This window comes from Vibrio sp. QJM3NY_35 (genome assembly GCF_057785915.1).
In genome coordinates this window covers 432,076-450,501 of record NZ_CM173507.1, presented here as the reverse complement: position 1 = coordinate 450,501, position 18,426 = coordinate 432,076, and the positions used below count along the sequence as shown (strand labels likewise).

At 45.0% G+C, this 18,426-nt stretch carries 14 protein-coding genes; 5 read left to right on the top strand and 9 right to left on the bottom strand.

The window, feature by feature from the left end; translation table 11 throughout:
• Nucleotides 1-47: 47 nt before the first annotated feature.
• From AC3CH3_RS02095 to AC3CH3_RS02065, 7 genes are all read right to left on the bottom strand, one after another.
• Nucleotides 48-1,856, bottom strand: a complete 1,809-nt coding sequence (locus tag AC3CH3_RS02095) for an AMP-dependent synthetase/ligase (RefSeq protein WP_019826888.1) — start codon at nucleotides 1,854-1,856, stop codon at nucleotides 48-50.
• A gap of 201 nt (nucleotides 1,857-2,057) precedes the next feature.
• Nucleotides 2,058-3,017, bottom strand: a complete 960-nt coding sequence (leuO, locus tag AC3CH3_RS02090; RefSeq protein WP_019826889.1) for a transcriptional regulator LeuO — start codon at nucleotides 3,015-3,017, stop codon at nucleotides 2,058-2,060.
• A 346-nt stretch (nucleotides 3,018-3,363) separates the two neighbouring features.
• Nucleotides 3,364-4,434 carry an MJ1255/VC2487 family glycosyltransferase gene (locus AC3CH3_RS02085; RefSeq protein WP_488537640.1) on the bottom strand — a complete coding sequence of 357 codons (1,071 nt, stop codon included), beginning with the start codon at nucleotides 4,432-4,434 and terminating at the stop codon, nucleotides 3,364-3,366.
• 54 nt (nucleotides 4,435-4,488) lie between these two features.
• Entirely contained in the window at nucleotides 4,489-5,013 is a 525-nt protein-coding gene (locus AC3CH3_RS02080) for a phosphatase PAP2 family protein (protein WP_017068816.1), read from the bottom strand.
• Nucleotides 5,014-5,306: 293 nt separating this feature from the next.
• Nucleotides 5,307-8,414 carry an efflux RND transporter permease subunit gene (locus AC3CH3_RS02075; RefSeq protein ID WP_488537639.1) on the bottom strand — a complete coding sequence of 1,036 codons (3,108 nt, stop codon included), beginning with the start codon at nucleotides 8,412-8,414 and terminating at the stop codon, nucleotides 5,307-5,309.
• The gene (locus AC3CH3_RS02070; RefSeq protein WP_488537638.1) at nucleotides 8,411-9,748 is read right to left on the bottom strand and encodes an efflux RND transporter periplasmic adaptor subunit; all 1,338 of its coding nucleotides are present in this window, start codon (nucleotides 9,746-9,748) and stop codon (nucleotides 8,411-8,413) included. The genes AC3CH3_RS02075 and AC3CH3_RS02070 overlap by 4 nt, the downstream gene beginning before the upstream one ends.
• Nucleotides 9,748-10,407 (bottom strand): TetR/AcrR family transcriptional regulator, encoded by a 660-nt coding sequence (locus tag AC3CH3_RS02065; RefSeq protein ID WP_065207192.1) that lies wholly within the window; start codon nucleotides 10,405-10,407, stop codon nucleotides 9,748-9,750. Before AC3CH3_RS02065 ends, AC3CH3_RS02070 begins: the two co-directional genes overlap by 1 nt.
• A gap of 568 nt (nucleotides 10,408-10,975) precedes the next feature.
• Between AC3CH3_RS02065 and leuA the strand changes: the two genes are divergently transcribed.
• From leuA to AC3CH3_RS02040, 5 genes are all read left to right on the top strand, one after another.
• Nucleotides 10,976-12,523 carry a 2-isopropylmalate synthase gene (gene leuA, locus AC3CH3_RS02060; protein ID WP_488537637.1) on the top strand — a complete coding sequence of 516 codons (1,548 nt, stop codon included), beginning with the start codon at nucleotides 10,976-10,978 and terminating at the stop codon, nucleotides 12,521-12,523.
• A gap of 97 nt (nucleotides 12,524-12,620) precedes the next feature.
• Nucleotides 12,621-13,712, top strand: a complete 1,092-nt coding sequence (gene leuB, locus AC3CH3_RS02055) for a 3-isopropylmalate dehydrogenase (RefSeq protein ID WP_019826903.1) — start codon at nucleotides 12,621-12,623, stop codon at nucleotides 13,710-13,712.
• A 117-nt stretch (nucleotides 13,713-13,829) separates the two neighbouring features.
• Nucleotides 13,830-15,242, top strand: coding sequence for a 3-isopropylmalate dehydratase large subunit (gene leuC / locus AC3CH3_RS02050; protein ID WP_019826905.1), 1,413 nt, complete (start codon nucleotides 13,830-13,832; stop codon nucleotides 15,240-15,242).
• A 14-nt stretch (nucleotides 15,243-15,256) separates the two neighbouring features.
• Nucleotides 15,257-15,859 (top strand): 3-isopropylmalate dehydratase small subunit, encoded by a 603-nt coding sequence (gene leuD / locus AC3CH3_RS02045; protein WP_488537636.1) that lies wholly within the window; start codon nucleotides 15,257-15,259, stop codon nucleotides 15,857-15,859.
• Nucleotides 15,860-16,064: 205 nt separating this feature from the next.
• Complete coding sequence (locus AC3CH3_RS02040) at nucleotides 16,065-16,847, top strand: DUF547 domain-containing protein (protein WP_488537635.1); 783 nt, start codon at nucleotides 16,065-16,067, stop codon at nucleotides 16,845-16,847.
• 101 nt (nucleotides 16,848-16,948) lie between these two features.
• Here AC3CH3_RS02040 and AC3CH3_RS02035 read toward each other — a convergent pair whose 3' ends face one another.
• The gene (locus AC3CH3_RS02035; protein ID WP_488537634.1) at nucleotides 16,949-17,494 is read right to left on the bottom strand and encodes a DUF924 family protein; all 546 of its coding nucleotides are present in this window, start codon (nucleotides 17,492-17,494) and stop codon (nucleotides 16,949-16,951) included.
• Nucleotides 17,495-17,552: 58 nt separating this feature from the next.
• Nucleotides 17,553-18,407 (bottom strand): co-chaperone DjlA, encoded by an 855-nt coding sequence (gene djlA, locus AC3CH3_RS02030; protein ID WP_019826912.1) that lies wholly within the window; start codon nucleotides 18,405-18,407, stop codon nucleotides 17,553-17,555.
• Between the last annotated feature and the right edge of the window lie 19 nt (nucleotides 18,408-18,426).

Sequence of the window (18,426 nt, the reverse complement as noted above, 5' to 3'; positions counted from 1 at the left end):
TTCGTAGGGGGATTTTTAAACAACTGAAAATTTATCTAAGCAGAAAACTACTTATCTTTAGGCTTTTCGTTGTACATTTCTTCGATTTCGTCTTGATACTTATCGTTGATAACTTTACGACGCAATTTCTGAGTTGGTGTCAGTTCACCATCATCCATAGAAAATGCTTTTGGTAGCAGTTTGAATTTCTTCACTTGCTCAAACTTAGCCAGTTCTTGCTGTAGGTCATTCACACGCTTTTCTAGCATCTCGACGATTTGGTGATGCTTAACAAGTTCAACGCGATCGTGATACTTGATATTAAGCTCTTTGGCATACTCTTCTAGCGAGTCATAACAAGGAACAATCAGCGCAGAAACGAATTTGCGCGTATCAGCGATAACAGCAATCTGTTCGATAAAGTGATCTTTACCAATCGCGCCTTCAACCACTTGCGGTGCAATATACTTACCACCAGAGGTTTTCATCAGCTCTTTGATACGATCAGTAATGAACAGGTTACCATTTTCATCAAAATGACCCGCATCACCGGTTTTCAAGAAACCGTGCTCATCGAATGTCTTAGCCGTCTCTTCTGGCATCTTGTAGTAGCCACGCATCACCATTGGACCACGAACAAGAATCTCGTCCTTCGCACCAATTTTCACTTCTGCGCCCGGCATCGACATACCAATCGAATCTGGGTTAAAACAGCGGTCATCCCAACAAGATACTGTTGCTGTAGTTTCTGTCATACCGTAGCCAAGTTTTACGTTGATGCCGATAGCATGGAAGAAGCGACCAATCGTCTCATCAAGCTTCGCGCCACCACATGGCATGAAGTTGATGTTACCGCCGAGTAGAGCACGCAGTTTAGATAGCACCAGCTTATCAGCTAGCGCATGGCTCTTCTTCAGCATCAACGATGGAGTACGACCTTCTTGGTGACAAACTGAAAGCTTTGCTCCCATGTTCACCGCCCAAGTAAATAGCACTTTACGAATAAATGGTGCTTTAGATACCTTCTCGTGAATCGCAGAGAAAATCTTCTCATAGAAGCGTGGAACCGCACACATTACGGTAGGTTTCACATCACTTAGCGCATCACGTACTTGCATCGTGTCTTGCAGATAGCAGTTGGTTGCGCCTTTATAAAGGACATAGAACGTCCAAGCACGCTCAAATACGTGTGATAACGGTAGGAAACACAATGAGACATCGTCTTTGCTTAAGCTAAGGCGCTCATCGTGGCCTTCTAACTGGTAGCCAATGTTGGTGTAATCAAGCATTACGCCTTTTGGCTGACCTGTAGTACCAGAGGTATAGATAAGAGTTAGTAGGTCGTCCATGCTTGCATCAGCAAGACGCACGTCAAGTTCAGCTTGTTGTGCTTCAACGCCACGCGTCATGAAGTCATTCCAAGAGACGGCAAAGCTGTGTCCTTGTAGGTCGATGTCATCAGACATAGCCACAACAACTTCTAGCTGTTCGCACTCTTCAAACAGGCTAACCGCCGCATCGAATTGAACTTGCTCACCAACGAATAAGATCTTCACATCTGCATTTTGGATGATGTAAGAAGACTGTGCTGCTGTGTTCGTTGGATAAATCGGCACAGTCACAAGGCGTGCTTGTAACGATGCAAAATCTGCCACGGTCCATTGAGGCATATTGTTCGAATAGATACCGATCTTATCCTGAACTCTCAGTCCTTGAGCCAACAGTGCTAATGAAAGCGTATCGATTTGTTGTCCAAACTGTTCCCAGCTAATGCCTTGCCATACATTGTCTACTTTGTGCTTCAAAGCTGTACGGTTGCCGCCTTGGGCAATTTGGTCACGAAGTCTTTTTACGATATGAAAATCTAAATTGGCCATCTCTTTACCTTTGGCTTACACCTGTAAGCTTTTTTGAGCGCACAAGTGTACCTCTGATCATGGAAAAGGCAACTGATGAAGCTCAAAGTTATCAGTAATAGTACGTCTAACGCTAAGTTTTCTACCTACTAAAATAGCGCGCATAAAAAAGCCCCAAGCCAGACTCCTAGCTTAGGGCTTATAAATCATAGGGATTAGTGTCTAGTTAAGTGCCACTACTTCGCCACAGATCATCATTAACTGATCTCGTAACCAAATGTGTCCTTTATCCTTTTCACTTGATTCGTGCCAGCTTAGGAAGCCAGAAATCGCCGCATTATCGAATGGGAAATCTAGAATCTGAAGCTGCTCTTTGTTTGCTGCATGTTCTACCATCCAACGAGGAGCAATTGTTACTAGTTCAGATTGGCCTACAACGTAAAGAACGTTGCTCAAGCTCGTACCTTCGTAGAAAGGCGTGCAATCTAGGTCACGGTAAGCTTGCTCAGAGAAGCTACGTTGACCGTGGATGCGAGACAGTTTCGCGTGCTTTTCATTAAGCAGCTCTGCCGCAGAAACTTCACCGTTGATACGTGGGTGAGAAGCAGAAGCAACCACAACTAATTCGTCTTGGAAGATTTCAGTGCTTGAGAAGCCTTGCTCATCAAAACGAGCGTAATCAATAACGAAGTCGATTTCTTGGTAGCGCATACGCTCAGAAAGTTGACGATCGAATTCAGCATCCATGTGCAGTTTAACGCTCGGTGCTTGGTCGTTGATTGTCGACATAATCTTAGGAGCAAAACGCATGTCACAAGGGCTGCAAATCGCTAGTTTGAACAGGCGAGAAGACGACTCTGGAGAGAACACAGAACTTGGTAGTTCGTTGCGTACTAATTGTAGCGCTTGGCGGATTGGACCAAACAACTGACGAGCACGTTGAGTCGGTTGAATACCACGACCTTGACGCATGAATAGTTCGTCGTTAAACATCACTTTTAGACGAGCAACAGCGTTACTTACAGCAGGCTGAGACATACCCAGATTGTGAGCTGCACGTGTAATGTTTTGCTCTTGCATAACTGCATCAAATACAGTTAAAAGATTTAAGTCGACTCCACGAAGTGTGCTTTCCATTCTGTAGCTTGCAATAGCACTCATTGCGTCTTTTTTATCTAACATTCAAGTTGCCTCTTGTCGGTTCGACAGCGTTAAATTGGTAATGGTATGAGAATAGATAACCACTAATTCTTATATTTATCAGACCGATGTTTTTCGGATTGACATTACTATTAACCACTACATCTCGAGCTACCAACAAGATTGATAAAGAATAATTTTATTTTACCTTAATGATTAAATAACACATAAAAATCAATTGTTTATATAGTTATAAAAAAACATAAAACGCGTCACTTATGAGTTTCCTTTCGACTTATTTAGCTGTTCTATCGTTTGGTTACATTTGTTACAATTTATTGAACTCGTGAATTGTTCAACCAGTCAATTCAGAAATAGTACTTATGAGTTAGGTGAGCGATGCATAACTTGGAAAGTCGACCTTGTCCCAAAGTTGCTTTCTTAAATCATCTTGATTAGACCAATTCCCTGCTAATACCCACTCAACGAGTGCACTTGCCACGTCTGGATAGGTGACCACTTCGGCCTGTTTTTCACTGAGCCAAGCACGCAAGATTGCCGCATCTAAAAAGGTCATGGTTTGAGCTAATCCAAGAGCCTCTAGCGTCGCCACATTGCTCTGTTGTTCGAACTGCCCTTCGAGTGGTTTGAGAAGCAATTTCTTCCCCAAAGTGAGGGCTTCAGATGGCAATTCAAAGCCGCCATTTGCGACTACACCAGAGCACTGATTGAGGTCGAATTGAAAGCCCGCATGACTGAGTGGTTTGAACTCAATATTTTCAACTCGGCTATGCTCAATCACATCCGGGTGGTAACAGACAAAGTTGTGAGAAATAAACTTCATCAGCAGCTCTGAGATCGACTCAAGATCCTCAAATGGCAAATAGACCAACGTAAAGTCTTGTGCTGTTTTGGTTTGTTGCTCACCAACTAGCGTGGGAGCGATAGGCGTATGAACAATAGGTGGAAGTATCGGCTGTTCAAAGTGATACCAGTGTAAGCCAATAGAGTGCTCGGTTGGGGCGAAATGTTGAATCACTGAATGTTCAATCCAGTTCCCTCCTTCTTTGGGTACATCATAACGAAATGCATTCTGATGGCTTATCCCAATGCATGGCACACCTTGTCTCTTAGCCGCCCATGCCGTCACAGGCTCAAAATCATTAATCACTAAGTCATAAGGCGTAAGATCGATCTGGTTAATCTCACGGAGAAATCGCCAGATGTTGTTCTTCATGAATGTTTTGCCGTATTTAACCTGCCCCTGCTCGCTGTAAAAAGTTAAGCCGCTGCGAGTCTGATAGTTGCCAAACGCTTCCATCGAGAAGTATTTGCTCTCGTCTCGCCCTGAGAACAGAAAGTCGACATCAATATTTTGCTGACGAAAAGCGACGGCCATTGCTCTCGCTCGAGCGATGTGCCCATTCCCTGTGCCTTGTACGCCATATAAAATTTTCATGCATGTTCCTTTAAGTTTGCCACTTAAACTCGGCAGTGGTTGCCAACAAAATAATTACAGAATGAAGCTGATAGCGAGGCTAGTACAAGCGATGCCCAAGGCTGCGCCAATCAATACATCCGTTAAAAAGTGCACTCCGAGCAGGATTCGAGAGCCTGCAATCGCAGTTGCCCACACCAAGCTAAAGAGGTACAAGCTCGGATAGAAATGTCCAATTAAGGTCGCCATAACAAAAGCAGCAGCGGAATGCCCTGAAGGCAGGCTGTATTTATCGGATGGCACAATATGAGAGTGAAGCAGTGAAGAGAATTCAGCTGGTCTGCGTCGCTTGAGGGTGTTTTTGGCAAACCAGTAAATAGGTAACTCGATTGCGAAGGCGGTTAAGCCCACCAATAGAAAGTCTCGACCGGTGTTGCTATCGGCCAGCAGTGCAATCAAGGCAATCAAAACATAAAGGTGTCCATCTCCAGTATGAGACACGGCTTTACTGAGCGTTGCATGTTGCCCGCCATAGCGGTTGTTTAAACAGAAAACAGAAAATGCCACATCCCAGCGGACAATAGGTTCGATAGTACGCATACGATCTCCTTAACAATCCTTATTCAGTTAAGGCTCAAGTTATGCTCAACAAATGACAGTTAAGTGACGTTTTGAATGAACTAAAATGAAATTTCCCATGCTTGATAGGCAGGTCAATGGACCAAGTCAGGATAGCAATTGAAGCGACCGATAAAAATAAAGCGGCCCAAGGCCGCTTTATTCATCTATGTGTTTACTTCTTTATATAAGCAAGCAAACACTACTTCTATCGTGTTAATGGTTATAGCGTTCGCTAATGATAATAGAGCTAGCAAATAATTCAGTGTTAAAGGCTATAGCGCTAATGGCTCATGCTTTTTCACCAAACCGAAATCCGCCAATATCGCGTAGGCCGCTGGGATCATAAACAGCACCAGTAAGGTCGAGGCAAATATGCCAAACACGATCGAAATAACCAATGGCTGGATAACCTGAGCCTGTAAGCTGGTTTCCGTCAACAGCGGTAGCAAACCTGCCGCTGTCGTCATTGAGGTCAAGAATACCGCTCGGAAACGCTCACGACTGGCTTTCACCACCGAGTCATGCACACTATCTCCCTCATCGACATGGTGACGAATGTACTGCACCAACAAGATGGAATCATTAACCACAATACCGGCAAGCGACACAAAGCCCATCATACTTGGCATACTCAAAGAATGGCCAAGTATCCAGTGACCAACGACCACTCCAATAAAGGCGAGTGGAATCGCTAACATCACGACCACAGGTTCTAAGTAGCTTCTGAACTGATAGCTAAGAATCGCAAACACGCCGAATAAGCCGAGCAAGAACCCTTTGCCCATCGAAGCGCCCGTCTTGGCTGCATCCTTGGCCTCCCCTTCGAAATCAAAGCGTAAACCCGGGTACTTCTGAATAAGTTTGGCGGCTTCATCTTTTTGGAACTGAGCCAAAATCGCGGATGAACTCGCTTTCTTATTATCAATATCACCAAAGATACTGATGGTTCTCAGCCCATCAATACGCTGAATTCGCACGTAGTTACGCTGGAAATCTAATGTCGCCAACGTTGCTAGCGGGATCTGACTGCCATCTGCGGTAATGATTGGGAAGTTAGCCAGCTGCTGTATGTCGCCCGCTTGCTCCTTATCTAGACGCACTTCAATCGAGATATTTTCAACGCCGATTTGAATCTCATCCGCCGTTTGCCCAAAGAAAGCCGCTCGTAACTGAGATGCAATCATCTGCCCATTCACATTGTAGGTTTCGGCTCCAGGGCGCAGCTTGACTAAAATCTCTTCTTTACCCATGCGCATGTCATCAAGCACACCATGCACGCCATCAAATTGATTAAGGTACTCCTGAATATCCAAAGAAGCAGATTTCAACGCGCTCAGGTCATCATGTTTAGCACGGATTTCAATAGCACGACCGCCTGGCCCCATGGTAGGTTGCTTGAACACTAATGAAATAGGATCCGCTAAGTCGCCAATATCTTCACGCCACGCATCAATGAAGTCATCGATAACTGTGTTACGGCTCTCTGCTCCGCGTAAATCTAAGCGCACTGTGGCTAAGTGCGGGCCAGATTCATTGGCATCGGCGTTGGCATTGAATTGGCTAGTTATGTGTTCGACCAGTGTATTGCCTTCTTCAACCTCTTCGCTCCATTGCTTGTTCAAGCGCTCAGCCGACGCGACAATTTTGTCGACCACTTTCTCGGTTTGAGACAGTGATGCGCCCGGCGGAAGAATAATACGCGCTTCGGCAATATCACCATCCAGCTCAGGGAAAGGTTGAAACTTAACAACGCCACCAGCAATCAAGGCGACCGAAAGCAACAACAACGTAATCACTCCGCCCATAAAGGCATAACGGAACGTCACGACTTTCTCAACCATGTTCATCAAAGTGGTATTACGAAAGTTCTCGAACTTCTCAAGTAACACAACCTTAAAACGCAGCGCTGGCTTGTCATTCTTTTCTTTGTGTAATGAATGAGATAGGTGATTAGGTAGGATCAAGAAGGCTTCAATCAAGCTCAACGACAGCACCAAAATCAAGACTTGAGGAACGGCCTTAAGCACCGCGCCCATCTCACCATCAAGAAACAGCAAGCTACCGAAAATACACACCGTAGTTAAAAAAGAAGATAAGACTCCGGGCAGCACTTTCTTAACGCCGTTGTACACCGCATCATCAACGTTTTGCCCCCTATCTAAATGGGACGCTATCGATTCGGCGATCACAATGGCGTCATCCATCATAATACCGATTGCCATCAATAGTCCGACCAACGACATAATGTTGATCGACAAACCCAGGTTGGCCATTAAGAACAAGCCACCAAGGAAGGCAACAGGTAAGCCAGCTGCAACCCAGAATGAATAGCGTAAGCTGAAGAACAGCCACATGGTGGCAAATACCAACACAATACCTTGCCAGCCATTGCGAACCATCATGGTAAGGCGATCCCACAGCACAGAGGAGAGATCGTTGGTCATTTGTAGCGTCACGCCATCAGGGGCAATCGCGCTCTGATCTTCAACGAAACGCGTCACGTTCTCTTTGATTCGTAGCGCATCATCTTCTTTGTTTTTACTGATTTTCAACAGAGCCGATGGCTTGCCATCAAACAACACCTTCTGTTCATCAAGCTCAAAGCGGTCGGTTATTTTTGCAATGTCCCTCAGACGGATCACTGATCCATTAGGCGCAGAACCAACCACGATACTTTCCAGTTCAACCGGTGTAATACGTCTCTCGTCGAAACGAATCAGAAAGTTCTTGTCTGGTGTTTCAACGTTACCGCTCGGCAGTTTTACATTTTGACGGCCAATCTGATCCGCAATATCACCGACGCTCAAACCCAGCTGACGAATGGCTTGGGTATCCAGTTCAACACGGTATTGATGATCAGAGAAACCGCTAACATCGACCAGTGAAACATCATAATCAAGCTTCATGATACGTTTGAGGTCTTCAGCGTAGGCCTTAAGCTCTGGCCACGACGTTTCTGCTGTGATGGCGATATCAACAACCGGTTCATTCCAATCCAATTCTTGAACAACAGGCGATTCAATCTCAGTCGGGAAATCATTGATCGAGTTGATTTGAGTTTGTACATCCACCAGCATTCGGCCGATATCCGCTTTCTCATTCAACTTCAGGATTAGACGTGCGCTACCTTCGATCGCTTCACACTGAGTCTCTTCAATGTTAGCTAAGCCGTCTACTGCATCTTCCATTCGTACACACAAGCTTTCTTCCACTTCTTGTGGTGATGCTCCGGGATACACGATGGCAGCCATAATGTAAGGCGGATCATAAGCGGGGAAGGTTTCACGCTTGATGGTTGATAATGAGCTGATACCCATGATCAATAACCCAAGCATCAACAAGTTTGCAGCTGTTGGGTGCCTAGAAAAGAACTTGATCATGACGCACTCTCCTGAGTATCAGATTCAAGCTTAACCTCTGTAGAGTTCGACTCTTTCAGTAACATGCCTTCGATAGCTGGCAGGACGTCATTAAGAACCAATTTATCTCCCGTTTGTAGCTCGCCACTCACAACCACTTGGTTATCTCTGCGATAAAGCACTTCAACACTCACCACTTGCAAGCGCTGATTGTCATCCATCAGGTAAACCTTATCACCGTGCAGTGCTCGCTCTGGAACCACCCAACTTAGATTCGCGACACCTTCAATCTCAGCTTTTACAAACATACCGTTGACCAAAGGGGTCGCATTGCTTGGCTGCAGTTGTGAATAGTCTTGAGCGATCTCAAGAATAATTCCGGCTGTCGCTTGGTTTTCATCAACCGTCTCACTGATTCTTGCCACCTTCGCAGGCCAACTCAGCTTCAGGTTGCCGCTGTTAAGTTGAATCGTCGCTTTGATTGGCGCTTCATAAGGATTAGGGATCCCTGCAGCATCGCGAGGGAACTGGTTGAAACTGGAGGCTAAAGTTTGCATATCGTGAATAGAAAGTTGCGCCTCCACTTCCATGACATTAATTCCGTGAGCAATAAACATCTCTTGTTGAAGATTAACCACTTGATTTTGTTCGATATCAACCTGAGCAATTCGCATTGCCCTTGGCAAAGTGATAGTGGTCTTATCGAGAGAGCGCTGCGCCTCTTTTACCTTAGACACGTTGACCTTAATCACCGCCTCCGCGACACGCTTTTCATCTGGCATTAACGCAATTTGGTTCGCAATATCTAATACCAATTTCTGCTGAGACAATGCACTTTGTTGTTGCAGGTCGACATCAGACTGAGAAGTGAGACCTTTCTTACGCAGATCTTGTTTACGCTGTAGCTCTTTATTGCTGATCACCAAACGATTCTTTTCGATCTTAAGAGTCTGATTGAGGTTATCTTCTTCTTGATTCAATTTCGCTAATGAGGTTTGGCTTGATTTTAGATCCGCCTCTGCTTGTATCAGTTTTAATTCATAATCCAATGGATCAACCTTGAGCACGACCGTTCCCGCGGGGATCACCAGGCCTTTTTCAAGATCTGGATGTCGATACACTATTTGGCCTGTCACCTCTGCAATCGCTTTCCATTCGACTTTCGGCACCACTTTGCCAAAACCAACCGCTAACGGTGCTATCAGTTGTTGCTCTAGGCTTACTGTGTCAACTAAGCGAGCTCTATCACCCGCAGGCTTGGTTGGAAGATCCGGCTTCAAATTAATCGCAACCACAAGGCCAATGACACCAACCGCAAGTGCCGGAAAGAAGAGTAGTTTTTTATTTATTTTCATTATCTTTGGTCCTGCACGGAAGAAGGGCTAGGCGTGTTTATAAAGCCTTCTGTCATCAATTGAATGTTGTGTTCGATTAAACGGTTAAGAAATTCTTCATTAATCTCAATACCATGGATTGCTAATAGAGGGGGCGGTGCAATGAATGGAAATACCATCAAGCTTATATACGACACGCGACAGAGCTTGGGATCCATCTCTTTTCTCAAGACACCTTGTGCCACCAACTTTTCAAAAATGACATCTTGGGCTGGCTTCGCCACATCGAGGAAAACCTTTTCGAGCAACTCTCTTTGCACTTCCGAGGGAGGCATATTCATCACTTGGGCAATCAAGCGAGGAAACTTGGGCACCTTGACCATCTCTTTGTAGTAAGTCCGCATTAAATCGAGAAAGTTTTCATGACTGCTCTCTTCAACTAACTTCTGCATTTGTAGCTGCATCGGTCGTAGGGTTTCACGTAGCATCGCCTCAAATAACCCAGCCTTACTGCCAAAGTAATAACGGATCATCGCAATGTTCACACCCGCACGCTCAGCGATCAGGCGTGTCGAGACCTTGTCGTATGGCTGAACAACAAACAGATCGCGAGCATGCTCAATCAATAACTGTCGAACATCTAAGTTCTGCTGAGGCCGCCCCGCTTTTCGTGCCGTCATGGCAAAAATCCATCTCTATAATTAATCATCCGATTAATTATAGAGATAAACAGACGTAACAGTAGAAGATTAATTACTCACTATTTAATCAAGTGATTAATTAATTGGGTCACACTTATAATTTTTTTGGTGAATCGTTCCATCAAAAAGATTTACTACAAAGTTTTAACCTACACATCAGCCAAACGATAAACTAACCCGCCAATACAAAACCACCAATCAGTCGATTTAGCCAACGAGGAGATAAAAAACAGCACAAACCAAACCAAAACACTGCCAATGTACGCTGATATTGGATTTTCTTGTTTGACGCTCAGAATAAATTACGGTAAATATGGTGTTAACAGTTTATTTACGGATATTTGTGTAATGATTTTTTCTTCTTCTCGACTGCTGAAACTTCTCCTTATCGTGAACCAATCGCGCGGGTAAGTTGTGGGTCAAGAACTACACAAATATTAAAACCCGCGCTGAGCGGGTTTTTTTGTAATTGGCACTTTTAAAAGAACATCATTCTTAATAATAATTTGGATAGCAATCGATTCATTATCGATATAAGGAAGCACCCATGAACGATCAAGTGATAATTTTTGACACGACCTTACGTGATGGCGAGCAAGCGTTGGCAGCAAGCCTTACGGTAAAAGAGAAATTACAGATCGCTTATGCACTTGAACGACTGGGTGTAGATGTTATTGAAGCGGGTTTCCCTGTGTCATCGCCAGGCGATTTCGAATCAGTACAAACCATCGCTAAGCACATCAAAGATAGCCGTATTTGTGCACTTTCTCGTGCCGTAGCGAAAGATATCGATGCCGCAGCAGAAGCGCTTAAAGTTGCTGACCAGTTCCGTATTCATACCTTCATTTCTACATCAACGGTTCACGTGCAAGATAAATTGCGCCGTAGCTACGATGACGTAGTAGAGATGGCAGTAAAAGCCGTCAAACACGCTCGTAACTACACCGATGATGTTGAATTTTCTTGTGAAGATGCCGGTCGTACCCCTATCGACAACCTATGTCGCATGGTTGAAGCCGCGATTAACGCAGGCGCGAAAACCATCAACATTCCAGACACGGTAGGCTACACAGTACCGAATGAGTTTGGTGGCATTATCAAAACGCTATTCGATCGCGTTCCAAACATCGACCAAGCTATCATCTCTGTTCACTGTCACGATGACTTAGGTATGTCGGTTGCAAACTCAATTGCTGCAGTGCAAGCGGGCGCTCGTCAAATTGAAGGCACAATCAATGGTATTGGCGAACGTGCGGGTAACTGTTCTTTAGAAGAAATCGCAATGATCATCAAAACTCGCCAAGAGCTTTTGGGTGTTCATACTGGCTTGGATCATAAAGAAATTCACCGTACCAGTAAGTTGGTTAGCCAGCTTTGCCACATGCCAATTCAAGACAACAAAGCAATCGTTGGTGCTAACGCATTCAGCCACTCTTCAGGTATCCACCAAGACGGCATGCTTAAGAACAAGAACACTTACGAGATCATGACGCCTGAGTCTATTGGCTTGAAAAACAAAGCATTGAACCTAACCAGCCGCAGTGGTCGTGCAGCCGTTAAGAGCCACATGGACGCAATGGGCTATAAAGACAATGAGTACAACCTAGATTCATTGTACGAAGACTTTTTGAAACTGGCTGACCGTAAAGGCCAAGTATTCGATTACGACCTAGAAGCACTAATGCACTTCGCAAATCTACGTGACGAAGATGACTTCTATAAACTTAACTACCTAAGCGTACAATCTGGTAGTGTTATGTCTACCACCAGCATCAAGCTGCAATGTGGTGATGAAGAGAAATGCGAAGCGGCTGTCGGTAACGGCCCGGTTGATGCTTTATACCAGTGTATCTACCGCTTAACGGGTTACGAAATTGCATTGGATAAATTCGACCTTACCGCGAAAGGTGAAGGCGAAGATGGCCTAGGCCAAGCTGATATTATTGCGAACTATAAAGGCCGTAAGTACCACGGTACGGGCGTTTCAACCGATATCGTTGAGGCCTCTGGTCAGGCGCTACTGCACGTTATTAATAGCATTCAACGCGCAGACACCATTGCTGAAATGAAACAGCAAAGAATCGCAACAGTTTAAACACCCAATAACAGAGCCCTAGAGCCGATGTTGTTGGCTTTAGGGACAAAATTTAAAACGAGCGAAAGAGCTCAGTAACAAAAATTAAAGGATTAACATGACTGATAAATCATACAAGATTGCCGTACTACCTGGTGATGGCATTGGCCCAGAAGTAATGCAGCAAGCACACAAAGTGCTAGACGCGATTGAAAAGAAGCACGCGATTAGCTTCTCTCGTGAAGAGTATGATGTTGGTGGTATCGCAATTGATAACCACGGCTGTCCACTTCCAGAAGCGACAGTAACAGGCTGTGAAGAATCTGACGCAGTACTATTTGGCTCGGTTGGCGGCCCTAAGTGGGAACACCTTCCACCAAACGATCAACCAGAGCGTGGTGCCCTACTTCCTCTACGTAAACACTTCCAATTGTTCTGTAACCTACGTCCTGCACAAATCCACAAAGGTCTAGAGTCTTTCTCTCCTTTGCGTGCTGACATCTCAGGTAACGGCTTCGATATCGTTGTCGTTCGTGAACTAACAGGCGGCATCTACTTCGGCCAACCTAAAGGTCGTGAAGGCGAAGGCACAACAGAGAAAGCCTTTGATACTGAGGTTTACCACCGCTACGAAATCGAACGTATTGCAAAGATTGCGTTTGAATCGGCACGTTTACGTAACAAAAACGTTTACTCAATCGACAAAGCGAACGTTCTGCAGAGCTCTATCTTATGGCGTGAAGTGGTTGAAGAAATCGCAAAAGATTACCCAGATGTCACGCTAAACCACATGTACATCGACAACGCGACCATGCAGCTAATCAAAGACCCATCTCAGTTTGACGTCATGCTATGTTCAAACATCTTTGGTGACATCATCTCTGATGAGTGTGCAATGATCACAGGCTCTATGGGTATGCTTCCTTCTGCAAGCTTAAATGAAAGCAACTTCGGCCTATACGAACCAGCAGGTGGTAGCGCACCAGATATCGCAGGTAAGAACATTGCGAACCCAGTCGCGCAAATTCTTTCTGCAGCGCTAATGCTTCGTTACAGCCTAGGCGAAGAAGCGGCAGCACAAGACATCGAATCAGCGGTATCTAAAGCACTTTCTGCAGGCGAGCTAACGGCAGACCTTGCAGGTAAGAACCAAGCACTGACTACCTCTGAAATGGGTGACAAGATCGCTGAGTACATCTTAGCTTCATAAGCTAAATGCTCCGATTAGAAGCAAGTACATAAGAATAATATCAAGCCAAGTCAGCGTAAACCGCATGACTTGGCTCGAAACAAACACTGGGACTGATGCTCCCAAGGAAGAAAAGCTATGTCGACAAACCAGCAAGCAAAAACCTTATACGAAAAAGTTTATGACGCTCACGTTGCGGTTGCAGCGAAGGGCGAAACGCCAATTCTTTATATCGATCGTCACTTAGTCCACGAAGTAACGTCGCCACAAGCCTTTGACGGTCTGCGTGAAAAAGGCCGTAACGTTCGCCAAGTAGGCAAAACTTTTGCGACTATGGACCATAACGTATCGACACAAACTAAAGACATCAACGCTTCTGGCGAGATGGCTCGTATCCAAATGGAAACGCTATCGAAAAACTGTGAAGAGTTTGGTGTCACGCTTTACGACCTAAACCACAAATACCAAGGTATTGTGCACGTAATGGGCCCTGAGCTAGGTATTACGCTACCGGGAATGACCATCGTATGTGGTGACTCACACACGGCTACACACGGTGCATTTGGCTCACTAGCATTCGGTATCGGTACTTCAGAAGTTGAGCACGTTCTAGCTACGCAAACACTAAAACAAGCTCGTGCTAAAACGATGAAGATCGAAGTAAAAGGCAAGGTTGCTCCAGGCATCACTGCAAAAGATATCGTGTTAGCGATCATCGGTAAAACTACAGCTGCAGGCGGTACTGGCTACGTTGTGGAATTCTGTGGTGAGGCAATTACAGACCTTACGATGGAAGGTCGTATGACGGTATGTAACATGGCTATCGAGCTTGGCGCTAAAGCAGGTCTAATTGCCCCTGATGCAACGACATACGAGTACATCAAAGGTCGTAAGTTCTCTCCACAAGGCCAAGACTTAGAAGCGGCAATCGAATACTGGGACACATTGAAAACCGATGCTGACGCTGAATTCGATGCAGTTGTTACATTAGAAGCCGCAGACATTAAACCACAAGTTACTTGGGGTACTAACCCAGGTCAGGTTATCTCGGTAGACACACCAATCCCTGCACCAGAAAGCTTCGCTGACCCTGTTGAAAAAGCATCTGCAGAAAAAGCTCTGGCTTACATGGGCCTTGAAGCCGGTAAATCTCTATCTGATTACAACGTAGATAAAGTGTTCGTGGGTTCTTGTACTAACTCGCGTATCGAAGACATGCGTGCAGCAGCAGCGGTAGCGAAAGGCCGTCAAGTAGCGAAACATGTTCAAGCGCTTATCGTTCCGGGTTCAGAGCAAGTTAAAGCACAAGCTGAAGCTGAAGGCCTAGATAAGATCTTCATCGAAGCAGGCTTTGAATGGCGTTTACCAGGCTGTTCTATGTGTCTTGCTATGAACAACGACCGTCTAGGTCCACAAGAGCGCTGTGCTTCTACATCAAACCGTAACTTTGAAGGTCGCCAAGGCCGTGATGGTCGTACGCACCTAGTTAGCCCAGCAATGGCAGCCGCAGCGGCAATCGCTGGTCACTTTGTCGATATTCGTGAACTTTAATTAGAGGATTTAACATGTCAGGTTTTCAACAACACACCGGATTAGTCGTTCCTCTAGATACGGCCAACATCGATACTGATGCGATCATTCCAAAGCAGTTTCTACAGAAAGTAAACCGCATCGGTTTTGGTAAACACTTGTTCCACGATTGGCGCTTCCTAGATGACGCAGGCCAACAACCAAACCCTGAGTTTGTAATGAACGAAGCTCGCTACCAAGGCGCTTCAATTCTTCTAGCTCGTGAAAACTTCGGTTGTGGCTCATCTCGTGAACACGCACCTTGGGCGCTTGCCGATTATGGTATCCAAGTAATGATCGCACCAAGCTTTGCCGACATTTTCTACGGTAACTCGATCAACAACCAAATGGTGCCAGTTCGATTGACTGAGCAAGAAGTGGATGAGCTATTCCAATTCGTTGAAGCGAATGAAGGTGCAGAAATTACGGTTGATCTAGAAGCAATGAAAGTCAGCGCGAACGGCAAAGAGTACTCGTTTGAAATTGATGAGTTCCGTCGTCACTGCTTACTGAATGGTTTAGATAATATCGGCCTTACACTTCAACACGCCGATAAGATTTCAGAGTTTGAAGCTCAGATTCCTAGCTTCCTGAAATAAGAAGTCTTGAAATAGAATCGCACTATTTTGTGTACACATAAAAGGTTGGCCTAGCGCCAACCTTTTTTATTTGGCTGAGCACATTAACTTAATGTGCTTATTAAGCTCAGCCCTTTATTTAGATCAGTTCCGCTATTTAACTGAAGAGCTATGAAAGAAAATGGTAAGCCACAAGGTCTTAGTAGTCAGTCATCAGGAGAATGCCATGAAACAACTACTTTTTATTGTCAGCCTACTTTTCTCAACCTTAGCTTGGTCTGCGCCTAAATCTGATCTTTGGCCATACTGGAACCAAAGCAATGAAACCAACCAAGAACAGGTATCTCATCAAGACTGGCAGCAACTCCTCGATAGCTACTTGGTTAAACAGGGGCAAAACACCCTAGTTCGCTATCAAGCTGTGAGCACTGCAGATAAGACAAAACTTAAGCAATACATCAAGCAACTCGAACAGGTGAATCCGCTCAACTATTCAAAAGCGGAGCAGTATGCCTACTGGGTTAATCTATATAACGCCGTGACTGTCGATTTGATTCTTGATGCCTACCCGATCAAATCCATCACTAAACTTGGCGGACTATTTAGTTTCGGGCCGTGGGGAGATGATGTAGTAGTCGTTAACGGGAAATCACTGACACTCAATGACATTGAACACCGAATCCTCAGACCGATTTGGCAAGACCCTCGTACGCATTATGCAGTGAACTGTGCCAGCCTAGGTTGCCCTAACTTGCAGTCTGAAGCTTTTACCTCTGACAACACTGAAGCCTTGTTAGAACAAGCTGCTAGTGGTTTTGTAAATAGTGATAAGGGCGTGTTAATTGAAAACAACAAACTTCAACTATCATCGATTTACGATTGGTTTTCTGTGGATTTTGGTACAGAAAAACAACTCATTCAACACTTAGACCAGTATCGAACAAAGCCGGTGACGAACACTGAAAAAATCAGTTATGACTATGATTGGTCGCTTAACCAAGCAAACTAGTTTTAACGTTAAAGCTCATGAATTAAGCTAAACAAAAAAGAGGCGAGAGGTTTTTATTAACCACTTGCCTCTTTTTTATCTATTGAACCGTATTTCTACAATTAAAAGCTTGAACCCGGTTGCTGCAAGAACTCAACCTCTTCAGGAGTCGAAGTTCGCCCTAGCACTTCATTACGATGAGGGTAACGACCAAAACGCTCAATGATAACCTTGTGCTTAAACTCAAAATCCAAATTATGTTCTAATCCCGTTTGAGAAAAGAGCTCCACGGCTTGTTCATGGACTAACAAAGACTCACTATGCATATAAGGCATATACAGGAAGCTTTTTTGTTGCTCGTTAAGTTGGTGATCAAAACCACCCGCTACCGCCTCTTGTGCTAGAGCCAACGCCATCGGATCAACCGAAAAAGCTGCCGGACTGTTTCTACCAATATTGCGAGAAAACTGATCAAGCACGATAATCTCTGCCAATCGTCCTTGTGCGTTTTGTCGCCATTCAAATAGCTCACCTTGAGCTGCTGATCGGTGTAAGTCAGAAAAGCGAGCCTCAATCAAAGCATCAATTTCTTCGCCGCCAGTAAACCAGTCTTTTGGCGTCAATTCATCGAACCAAAACTCTAGAACATCCTGATACGTTACCGTCATATAATTCCCTTTAATAAAAAACCGAGTCATTTAATGTCATGGCTCGGCTTATGTTCTGTTACTTAAAACCTTTAACTTTTTTTATCAAGTCATAAGCATTTTGAATTTCTTGCGATTTCTCTTTCGCAACATTCATCATCTCTGGCGGTAAACCTTTCGCCATCAGTTTATCTGGGTGGTGCTCATTCATCAGTTTGCGGTAGGCTTTCTTCACCTCTTTACCGTCAGCACTTTCACTCACACCAAGAACCTTATATGCGTCGCCTAGCTGGTTCTGTTGTGAAGCCTGTTGCCAACCTGATGATTGCCCATGGCCTTGATGGCCACCAAAGCTTCCACCTTGCTGTTGGAAACGGAACGCTGCTTCCTGCATCTGCAAGCGGCGCTCTAGTTGCTCTGCCGAAAACCCTAGGCCTTGCGCTATTTTATGCAGAACTTGGCGCTCACTCGGGTGCAGGCTTCCATCAGCGAATGCAGCTGATACTTGAAGCTCCAAGAAGAACTGAAGAAGATCAAAACGACCACCCGATGAGATTTTCACTCGCTCAAGTACTTCGCTCAGAGGGAAGTCGCTCTCTTTGCCGTCACGGAATGCATCTTGCGCCGCTTTGCGTTGTTCGCCATGCAGGTTCATGCGTTCCATCATGGTGGAAGCGAGTTGAATCTCTTCTGGCGTTACCTGTCCTTTCGCTTTAGCAACGTGCCCCATAACCGCAAAAGCGGATTTAAAAAACTCGTTCTGTCTTTCTGCTTGGCTTGGACCTCGACCAAAACCAGAGCTATTGAAGCCTGATTGGTTCAATCGGCGAGCTTTATCGAATTGGTGTCCTAAAAACAGACCAAAAACTAAACCGAGCGGCCCTCCAAATAAAAAGCCAAAAAACGCGCCCAAAATTTTGCCAAATATTTGCATTATGTGTTCTCTATCTATG